General features: G+C 67.2%; 8 protein-coding genes and 1 pseudogene. 1 reads left to right on the forward strand and 8 read right to left on the reverse strand.

What is annotated here, in order from left to right; translation table 11 throughout:
• The 6 genes from HMPREF1023_RS03275 to HMPREF1023_RS03300 form a co-directional block, all read right to left on the reverse strand.
• The coding region (locus HMPREF1023_RS03275) for a fumarate hydratase (protein ID WP_009304724.1) at nucleotides 1-700 on the reverse strand (700 nt) is incomplete at its 3' end.
• Nucleotides 701-1,030: 330 nt separating this feature from the next.
• Nucleotides 1,031-2,209: a winged helix DNA-binding domain-containing protein gene (locus HMPREF1023_RS03280; protein ID WP_009304725.1), complete on the reverse strand. Its 1,179-nt coding sequence runs from the start codon at nucleotides 2,207-2,209 to the stop codon at nucleotides 1,031-1,033.
• 3 nt (nucleotides 2,210-2,212) lie between these two features.
• A complete protein-coding gene (locus tag HMPREF1023_RS03285; protein ID WP_009304726.1) occupies nucleotides 2,213-3,004 on the reverse strand; it encodes a nitroreductase family protein in 792 nt (263 codons plus the stop codon).
• Nucleotides 3,005-3,204: 200 nt separating this feature from the next.
• Nucleotides 3,205-4,128: a malate dehydrogenase gene (gene mdh, locus HMPREF1023_RS03290; RefSeq protein WP_009304727.1), complete on the reverse strand. Its 924-nt coding sequence runs from the start codon at nucleotides 4,126-4,128 to the stop codon at nucleotides 3,205-3,207.
• Nucleotides 4,129-4,243: 115 nt separating this feature from the next.
• Nucleotides 4,244-6,793, reverse strand: coding sequence for a DNA topoisomerase I (locus tag HMPREF1023_RS03295; RefSeq protein ID WP_009304728.1), 2,550 nt, complete (start codon nucleotides 6,791-6,793; stop codon nucleotides 4,244-4,246).
• A gap of 201 nt (nucleotides 6,794-6,994) precedes the next feature.
• Entirely contained in the window at nucleotides 6,995-7,330 is a 336-nt protein-coding gene (locus HMPREF1023_RS03300; protein ID WP_231566134.1) for a helix-turn-helix domain-containing protein, read from the reverse strand.
• 222 nt (nucleotides 7,331-7,552) lie between these two features.
• Here HMPREF1023_RS03300 and HMPREF1023_RS03305 point away from each other — a divergent pair, with 222 nt between their 5' ends.
• Complete coding sequence (locus HMPREF1023_RS03305; RefSeq protein WP_009304730.1) at nucleotides 7,553-8,020, forward strand: hypothetical protein; 468 nt, start codon at nucleotides 7,553-7,555, stop codon at nucleotides 8,018-8,020.
• Between the two features lie 367 nt (nucleotides 8,021-8,387).
• Here the strand turns inward: HMPREF1023_RS03305 and HMPREF1023_RS03310 are convergent, their stop codons facing one another.
• Nucleotides 8,388-9,050 (reverse strand): amino acid ABC transporter permease, encoded by a 663-nt coding sequence (locus tag HMPREF1023_RS03310; protein ID WP_009304731.1) that lies wholly within the window; start codon nucleotides 9,048-9,050, stop codon nucleotides 8,388-8,390.
• Nucleotides 9,050-9,527, reverse strand: a pseudogene (locus HMPREF1023_RS03315) (polar amino acid ABC transporter permease); the annotation flags it as partial. The gene HMPREF1023_RS03310 and the pseudogene HMPREF1023_RS03315, both read right to left, overlap by 1 nt.

Here is a 9,527-nt window from a genome sequence, read left to right on the forward strand (position 1 = left end):
TCACGGCCGCGAGCAGCTCCTCTTCGAGCGCGCGCAGGCGGTCGTCGGCCGCGGGCTCGTCCACAGGCCGCATGAGCGCCCGCTTCGCCAAGCCGGCCACCTTGTCGAACGTGGAGCCGATGCCGACGCCCACCACGAGCGGCGGGCAGGCGTTGGCGCCCTTCTCGCGCACGCAGCGTACGAGCTCGTCGACGATGCCCTGCTTGCCGGCACCCGGAACCAGCATGACCACGCGGCTCGCGTTGTCCGAGCCGCCGCCCTTCAGCATAACGTGCAGCCGCGCCGCGCCCGGCTCGTCCACGGGATGGACGTCGCAGAACGCAGGCGTGTTGTCGCCCGTGTTCGCGCGGTCGAGGACGGCATCGCGCACCACCGACTTGCGCAGGCGCGCCTCGTCGTAGGCGCGGGCGACGGCGTCGTCCACGTCGGCGAACACGTCGCCGCGTACAGCTACGTCAGGCCCGATCTCGAGGCTGACCCACACGGTGCCGGTGTCCTGGCAGATAGGCACGCGATCCTCGGCGGCGATCGCCGCGTTCTCAATTAGCTGGTCGAGAACCGCGCGCCCGCGCGGATTGCCCTCGAGCTCCCGCGCCACGGCGAGCCCCGCTTCGATATCGGCCGGCAGCACGCAGGCCAGCTTCGGGATGGCCGCGTAGACTGCGTCCGCGACCTGTGATTTCGTGATGATGGTTTCCATAAGGAGAGATTATACCGCAAGCACGTTACTCCTTCCCCGCCCCCGTCGATCGCTTCGGCAAATCTTCCCATGAACGCATACGCTCGCCCGCATCCGGCGTCCCGCCGCACCTTTCCTTAAGGCGATGTGCGGCAAAATCGTCGTTTTGGCAGTCTCGACGGGCTTCGACGCCTTTTTCTGGGAATCGGCCAGGCGAAACCCCAGCTCGCGTTCCGACGGTGTTCCGGAACACGGCTTCCGAACGAGCTCGACGTGCCAAAACGACGATTTTGCCGCACATGGAGTCCGGAAACCGTGCATTCGCGATGTTTCTCGGGACGAGCCGAGATGCTACTCGAAGCTCACGCCCAACAGCTTCAAACCCCGAAAGGCGGCGTAGGCCTCGGCGAGGTCGCGCAGCTTCTGTTCGGAGCAGGCAACCCACGTAGCCAGCGAGACGGACAGGCCCGCACCCTTCTTCTTGGCCGTCCACGTGCCCACGGCCTCCCCGTTGCGCACGACGACGCCGGGGTTCGCAACGGTCTTCCAGATACGCCGCTGCAACGAAACGTCGACCTGCAAGGTGGCGCGGTCGCGTTGATCGAGATAGGGATCGTGGCCGGCAAGCAGCAGCACCTCGCGCTCCGGCGGCGCTACCGATGCGAGCGCATCGAGGTCGGCCGCCAGCGCCCATGCCTTCTTGCCGCCGAACTCCACCGGCTCCAGCTCGTCCGCAATGCCCTTCCACATGCGGCGCGCCTGCGCGCCCGAGCACCCCGTCCAGGCCGCGAGCGCATCGGGCCTCGTCGGCCCGTAGCAATGGACGAACTTCCGCACCAGACGCGCGGCGGCGTCAGCGTCCGGCTGCAGCGCGCCGCCCGTCCACCTTCGGTACGAGGTGAACGTGGGCGTTGCGCCGGCGCGCTCGCCGAACACGACGAGGCCCATGAACGAGCACGGGCGCAGCAAGAACGACACCGCGGCTCCTCCCACCGTCTGCTTGTCGGGGCTGCCGTACATCGACGGCTGTCGCCACGCCGCGCGCTTGTTCGCAGGAAGCAGCGGCTCGACCCAATCCGCCAACGTTTGATCGAGCGCCACCTTGCTCGCGATCGCCTCGTCGTCGAGGCGCGGCATCGCCCGCACGAGCAGTTCGAGCAGCCGGTCGAACTCCATGCCCAGCGCATCGAGCGCAAGGCCGATGCCCTTCGTGTACGCCCACGGCTCGCCCTTCGCCGGAACGAGCGCCGACAGGAACGCCGCGCTTTCGGCCGCGGGGAACACCACGGGCGCGCCGCGCAGGCTCCACGCCTGCACGAGCGTCTTCTCCCCGTACAGCAGGCGCTCGGCATCTTCCCTGCGACAGGCCGGCGCGCGGTTGAACAAGGCCGTCTCCCATGCGCCCGGCGGCGTGTTCTGCATTCCGCACGCGCCCGCAAGCTCCGCCGCGTCTTCGATGCCGTATGCGCGATCGAGATGATGCGCGCGCAAACGATGCCGTCGCGCCTGCTCGACGCTTACAACCTTCATGCGCTACTTCATCACGAAGTCGCCGGCGCGGCGCGGCGCGGTTCGCCGGTAGGAGACGGCGGGATGGCCCAGCAGCATGCATATCTGCAGCGGCTTGTCCTCCGCTTCGAGGAACGCCTTCACGGCGGGAAGCTCCTCGGCCGCGCGGCACAGGTAGCCGTTGAACAGGGCGCCCAAGCCGAGCGATGCCGCCACGAGCTCCATGTTCTGCGCGGCCAGCCCCGCGTCGTCGGCGCGCTCGGCCGCCACGAACGCGACGGCGGGCGCATTGCGGAACAGGAAGTCCTGCCGCCCCGCCCGCGCGTCGACCAGGAAGGGCTTGTAGAGCTTGACCCAGCGCGGCTTGTCGGCGGCAGGGGGCGCCAGCATGCCCTCGATGCCGTCCCACACGAGGCGCTTGAACTCGTCGAGCTCGTCCTGCACCACGATGAAGCGGCAGCCTTGGGCGTTCTTCGCCGTGGCGGTGTAGCGTCCCGCCTCTAGCACGAGGCGCAGCGTGTCCTGCTCGATCGTATTCGGGAGGTAGTCGCGTACGCTGCGACGCGACTTGACGACCCGAAGCATTGTGCGAGGATCGACAGCCGCGCCGGCGGGCACGCATGTTTCCACGTCAGCCATATCGTAGCTTGGAATGGACACCGCCCCGGTGGGGCACACGGCCACGCAGTGCCCGCACAGGATGCAGAGCCCTTTCACGCGCGCCGTGACGCCCTCTACCTCAAGGTTCGCGCCCACGCAATCGTCCACGCAGCGCCCGCACCCGATACAGTACCTCTCGTCGATCTCGACCAGCATGCTGAGCCCTTCCTTCCCAGGGGGAGCGCAACCCCTCCCTTAACGACGGGGAGCGCCGCCCAAGCGACGCTCCCCCGATCCGCACTATCGCAACCTACGCCGACCCTCTCAACCGGCAGGGACAGGAGGAGTCCGTACGGCAGCAATCGCTGCGCGTGCGGGAAGTTCTGCGCGGCTCCCTCCCCCGTCTCGCAGATCGGCTACTCCGGCAGGTTCGCCAATCCCGCGCGCACGCTGTCGGCGCTGGCGCGCAGCGCGGCCAGCTCGTCATCGTTCAGGTCGAACTCCACGACCTCTTCGACGCCGTTCTTGCCGAGGCGCACCGGAACATTCATGTAGAGATCCTCGATGCCGTACTGGCCGTCGATGTGCGCGCACACGCTCATCACCTCGTGCGAATCCGTGAGGATGGCCTCCACCATCTTCGCGATGGACGCGCCGGGCGCGTAGTAGGCGCTGCCGGTCTTGAGGAAGGCCACCACTTCGGCGCCGCCCTTCACGCAGCGCTGCACCACGCTGGCCACGGCCGCCTCGTCCATGAGTTCAGTGATGGGGGTGCCGTCCACCGTGGTGAAGCGCGGCCAGCACACCATGCCCTCGCCGTGCGCGCCCACGGCCCAGGCGGTCACGTCGGCCGGCGCGCAGCCCAGCTGCTCGCACACCGCGAACGCCAGACGCGAGGAGTCCAGCACGCCGCCCATGCCCATGAGACGGTTCGCGGGCAGGCCGGACTCCCGGAACGCCAGCGTCGTCATCACGTCGAGCGGGTTCGTCACGCAGATGAACACGGCGTTCGGGGACGCCTCCATGGCCTGGCCGATCACCGACTTCATGATGCCGGCGTTCACGCCGAGCAGGTCCTCGCGCGTCATGCCGGGCTTGCGGGCGATGCCGGCAGTGATGACCACCACGTCGGAATCGCGCGTGTCGGCGTAATCGTTCGTGCCGATCACCTTGACCGTGAACTGCTCGACGCTGCGCATGTGCATCATGTCGAGCGCCTTGCCCTGCGGCAGGCCCTCGGCCACGTCGATGAGCACGACGTCGGCCAGGTTCTTGGACGCGATGATGTGGGCTGCGGTGGCACCGACGTTGCCGGCGCCGACGATGGTTACCTTGGGCATGTGATAGCTCTCCTCGCTCGTTGATCGTACTTCGCATGATTGTACCGCTTGGCCCGTCGCTGTGTTTTCTCGGCGGGCCAAGCGGACGGTTTCTTCACGCCTTCCGCGCTTTCGCCTAGTCCTTCTTCGCGGCGGGCGCGCGTTTGGCCGGGGCTTTCTTCGCCGCGGGCTTCTTCGCGGGAGCCTTCGCCGCCGGCTTCTTGGCCGCCGTCCCCTTGGCGCCCTTGGCACCCTTCTCGTCTTCCTTCTGCTCCTTGCCGGGGCAGTCGAAGTTGGGGCACAGCTTCCACGGGCCGCGCGCGGTGGTGACGATCACCATCGGGGCGCCGCAGTGCTCGCACACCTCCTCGGTGGCCGTGAGCGCGCCGTACTGGGGCAGCGGATAGCCCGTGCCGCAGTCATCGTAGTTCTCGCAGCGGATGAAGCGCTTCAGGGTGCGCGGGTTCTTCTGCGCGATCAGCTTCGCCTGGATGCCCTTCTCCTTGCAGGCCGGGCACTCGCCCACCACCACGTCGGGCTCCTGGTTCGTGGAGCAATGCGGGTCGATGCAGATGGTGCGCGGTTTGCTGCGGAACGCGGTCACCTTCACCTGGGGCATGCCGCACGTGGGACACGGCTCGGGGACGGCCTCCACCTTGCCCTTCGGCAGCGGGTACGTGACGTCGCAGTCGGGCCAGCCGGCGCAGCCGATGAACATGCTGCGGGTCTTCTGCGAGGCGCGCAGCTGCAGGTCCTTGCCGCATTTCGGGCACGGGCCCACGTAGGCGTCGGCGGCCACGGCGTCGGCCAGGGCCTCCTTCACCTCCTCGGAGTGCGGCAGCAGGCTGGCCAGCTGCTCGGACAAAAGGTTGCGGCTCGTGTCCACCACCTGGGCCTTCGTCGTGCGGCCCTCGGCGATGTTGTCCATCTCCTCTTCCAGCTCGGCCGTCATCTCGGGGTGCGTGATGTGCGGGGCGAACTTGTCCAGCGCATCGCACACGGCCATGCCCAGCTGGCTGGGCTCGATGGGGTCGTTCATGCAGTACTTCACCGCATAGAGGCGCTCGATGATGGCATGGCGCGTGGACTTCGTGCCCAGGCCCAGCTTCTCCATCTCCTGGATGAGCTTGCCCTGGCTGTAGCGCGCGGGCGGCTCGGTCTGCTTCTTCGTGCAGACGGCGCCGTTGAACGCGACGGTCTCGCCCTCGGAAAGCGCGGGCAGCTGCTCGTCTTTCTTGAGGCCGTAGGGGTAGATAGCGCGGTAGCCCGGCTTCACCAGAACGTCGCCCTTCGCCACGAACGGCTCGGCGTTCACGTCGAGGGTGACCTTCGTGCCCTCGATGACGGCCGCCTCGGACAGCGTCGCCAAAAAGCGCCGCGCGATGAGGTTGTACAACTTGTAGTCGGCGGGAGCCAGATCGTCGGGCGTGGCCTTGGCGGTCGGGTAGATGGGCGGGTGGTCCGTCGTCTCCTTCTTGCCGCGCGTGGCCGTGAGCTTGCCCTTCGCCAGTAGCTCCTTGCAGTACGGCGCGTAGGCCGGGTTGCCGGAGATGGCCTTCACCGTGTCGGCGAGGTCGAGCGAGCTCGGGTACACCGTGTTGTCCACGCGGGGGTACGAGATGTAGCCGTCCATGTACAGGCTCTCGGCTATGCGCATGGTGCGCGCGGGGCTCAGGCCCTCGGCCGACGCCGCCGCCATGAGCGAGGTGGTGTTGAACGGCGCGGGCGGCTGCACGGTGCGCTTCTTCTTCTCGACGGACGCCACCGTGGCGCGCGTGGCGCCCTCCACATGGGCCATGACGGCCTGCGCCTCGGCCTCCGCCTTGAAGCGCGCGGTGGCATGCGGGGCCTCGAACGAGTCGGGATCGGCACCGAACGCGCCGCGAATCACCCAGTAGTCCTCGGGGACGAACGCGAGGCGCTCGCGCTCGCGCGCCACGACGAGGGCGAGCGTGGGAGTTTGCACGCGACCCGACGAGCGCACGTTGCCGTAGCCGGCGAACTTCACGAGCGTCAGGTAGCGCGTGAGCACCGCGCCCCAGATGAGGTCGATGTCCTGGCGCGAGGCGCCGGCGGAGGCGAGGTTCACGTCGAGCTCGACGAGGTTGTCGAAGGCGTGCGTGATCTCCTCTTTCGTGAACGCCGAGTAGCGGGCGCGCGACACGGGCGCCGTGGGGTTCACTTCCTGGATGCAGCTGAGCGCGTCGCTTCCGATGAGCTCGCCCTCGCGGTCGAAGTCGGTGGCGATGATGACCGAGTCGGCCTTCTTCGCGAGGTTCTTCAGGGAGCGGATGATCTCCTTCTCCTTGGGCAGCTTGTTGATGGGCGCGTACACGAGGTACGGCAGCGCGTCCATCTTCCAGGATTTCAGCTCCACGCCGTCCTCGGTGAAGGGCTTCTTCTTTTTGAACGGGGGCTTCGGCAGCGACGCGGGCAGCTCCGCCGGAAGCGTTTCGCCCTCCTCGGTGACGCCCTGCCATCCCCCGCGCTTCTTGTACACCATCGTCGGCGCGAAGTCGGGCTCCAGGATGTGGCCGCGCAGGCCGATGGTCACCCATTCCTCGCCGTCCACGTCGAAGCGGTACACCGGCGTCGAGTACACCTTGTCCGCCTTGGGTTTCTTCACGCCAAGCAAATCGGCGATCTTCTGAGCCGCGTCGTTCTTCTCGGTTACCACCAGCTTCACGCGGTTCCCTCCTGTTCTTTCCGGCCGCCTCCCGCAGCCTTGTTTCGTTCACACGGTTGCCCCACCTATTTATTAACGTGTGCGGGGATGGGCGCGCCGTCAAGCGCGCATGCGCCGCGCCGTTCGGGCACAGCAGGTGTTAGCATACACGATTTTCCGCGCCGCGCGAGAGAAATTGCCAAGCTGGCGAAAACGGACGCGCTAGACGAAACTGATGCGCAGCTGCTTGCCGAGACCCTCGGCCACGCGCTTGAGCGTTTCGAGCGTGGGGTTGGCGTTGCCGGACTCCAGCCGGGCGAACGCGCTCTGCTTCATGCCGCACCGCTGCGCGAGCTCGCGCTGAGTGAGATTCTCTTCGGCACGCGCCGCGATAATCGCATCGATGATGTCGTACTCCGGCCGCAAACGCTCGTATTCAGCGGCGTATTCCGGGTCTTTCATCTGCTCCGCATGGTATTCGCTGAGCGTGGTCATAAAGGCCGCCTCTCTTCCCAATCCCGTTTGTACCGGCAGAGCGGCGGCGCACTCCTCGCGCACGCGTCGCATGCGCACTTCCGGAAATCGAGTGGTTATTTCGTTACCGCGGGTTGAAGATGCTGGGGTCGTTTTGTGAAGCGCCCCGTTCTCGGGTACCCTTGATCGCAAGGGATGAGCCGCCGAAACGACCCACCGCCCCGCTCCGCACGCACCACGAACGCAGCAGCGGCGGCGTCCCGCCGAACGCAACGGCCCTCTGGGTCGAGATACGGGAGGTTACGCATGAAACGAGTCCTGGGCGTGTTCCTCGGGCTGATCGCCCTCATCATCGTAGGCATCGTGGGCGTGTTCGCCTTCTCGGGCACCGGATCGGGCCCCGCCAGCGACCTGGCGAACGACGCGAAGGCAGCCGCCGCGAACGCGGCCATCGACGCGACCGGCCTCAAGGACAAGGCCAAGAGCGCCCTCGAGGGCAGCAAAGCGAGCATCGCCGCGGCGACCGGCCTCAGCGAAAGCCAGGTCGATCAAGCCATCGAGCAGCTCGACATCGACGGATGGCAAGCCGCCTCGCTGCCCTCCACCGCCACGGCCACCGGCACCATCGACGGTAACGCCCTCGGCATCAACGGCACCGTCACCACCTACGACGATCCCGGCTACGTCTCCGTCGAGGTCTACGGCCAGACGGTCACGCTCGCCGTCCCCGAAAGCGCGCAGGCTTACCTCCCCTACCTCGCCTACGTGCAGTAGCGTCGGCAGCCGAGGCAAGCGGTGCGGGATAGAACGGCTCGCCGCATGGCGCAAATTCCGTCTCGCGCACGTTTCCAGGGATCGATCTGCAGCAAAATCGAACTTTTGGCAGCGTTTTCACGTTTCGAACGCCGCAAGAAGACGCCCGATCGCCAAGCTGTCGGGAAAACGCCTGATCGCCCGACCGCCTCCGCGAGAAGCTCGTTTCCGTGCTGCCAAAAGCCCGATTTTGCCGCACATAGGCCCGCCGCTGTTGTCGCATGCGGCGGCCCCGGTCGGCGGAACGCCGTTCGGATGACGCGCAGGGGGATCCTTCGACTTCGCGCTGCGCTCGGGATGGCTGGGAAACGCGCTCGTGCAACCCTCCCTACGCGGCGCGGGCTTCCTTCAGCCTGCGCTGGTAGGCGCGGACGATCTGCGACAGCGTGAAGCACACGATGAAGTAGATAAGCGCCATGATGCCGAAGATGGCGAAGATCTGCGCGGTGGAGTTGTAGCTGTTCATGAGGATCATGCCGCGGCCCATGAGCTCCTGCAACGCCATGGCGCCCCACAGGTAGCTCGTGTCCTTGATGGTGGTCACGAACTGCGACAGCAGCGCGGGCACCATGTTGCGCAGCGCTTGCGGCAGGATGATCAGCACGTACGTCTGCACGGTGGAGAAGCCCTGCGAACGCGCCGCCTCGTACTGGCCGTGCGGCACGCTGGCCAGGCCGCCGCGCACGATCTCCGCCACGCTCGCGCTTGTGAACAGGGTGAACGCCAGCACGGCCGCGCCGATGGGCGGCAACTGCGCCACGAAGAACGTGAACATGATCCACAGCAACAGCGGCGTGTTCTTGAATATCTCGATGTACACGGTGGCTATGCCCCGCAGCACGCGGGCGTTCGACGTGCGCATGACCGAGATGACCGTGCCCAGCACCACCGAGCAGAGGATGGCCAAAGCGGATATGAGCAGCGTCATGCCGAGCCCCTGCAACAGGAAGCGCATGTTGACCCAGGTGAACAGCGCGGCGATATCGCTCATCAGCGATCCTTCCGCCCGTCGTCGGTCGTGGCCGCCTCTTCGCCCTCGGCCAGCTCGGCGCGCTCGACGTCCATGGAACGCTCGTCGGTCTCGGCGGCCTCCTCGGCGTCCTCGAGCGCCCGATCCGCCTCCTCGTCGAGGCGCACGTCGTCGGGCTGCACGGTCTGGGGACCGCCGGTCCGGTCGGCCCGCTCGCGCGCCTCGCGGCGTTCGCGGCGTTCGCGGCGCTCCTCGCGAAGCTCGCGACGGTCTTCCCGCGCCGTAGCGCTCTCGGCCTCGGCATCGAGATCGGCTTCGTCGCGAGGGCTGCGCACCTGCGCGATGCGCTCATCGGGCTGCTCCAGCTCGCCCGGCAGGTAGTCGTTATCCAAGAAAGCCTCCTCTCCCAGCTCCGCCTCATCGCGGACCCGGTCGCGCGCGGATCGCGCCCGCGCGCTTTCGTCGACGCGACGCTTCACGTCGCGCGTGATACGGTCG

This window comes from Eggerthella sp. 1_3_56FAA (assembly GCF_000185625.1).
Classification (GTDB): Bacteria; Actinomycetota; Coriobacteriia; order Coriobacteriales; family Eggerthellaceae; genus Eggerthella; species Eggerthella lenta.

What these genes read in the sequence shown, in the direction of transcription:
- mdh (WP_009304727.1), bottom strand. Translation starts at nt 4,128, where the DNA reads ATGCCCAAGGTAACCATCGTCGGCGCCGGCAACGTCGGTGCCACCGCA.
- HMPREF1023_RS03305 (WP_009304730.1), top strand. Translation starts at nt 7,553, where the DNA reads ATGAAACGAGTCCTGGGCGTGTTCCTCGGGCTGATCGCCCTCATCATC.
- HMPREF1023_RS03285 (WP_009304726.1), bottom strand. Translation starts at nt 3,004, where the DNA reads ATGCTGGTCGAGATCGACGAGAGGTACTGTATCGGGTGCGGGCGCTGC.
- HMPREF1023_RS03280 (WP_009304725.1), bottom strand. Translation starts at nt 2,209, where the DNA reads ATGAAGGTTGTAAGCGTCGAGCAGGCGCGACGGCATCGTTTGCGCGCG.
- HMPREF1023_RS03310 (WP_009304731.1), bottom strand. Translation starts at nt 9,050, where the DNA reads ATGAGCGATATCGCCGCGCTGTTCACCTGGGTCAACATGCGCTTCCTG.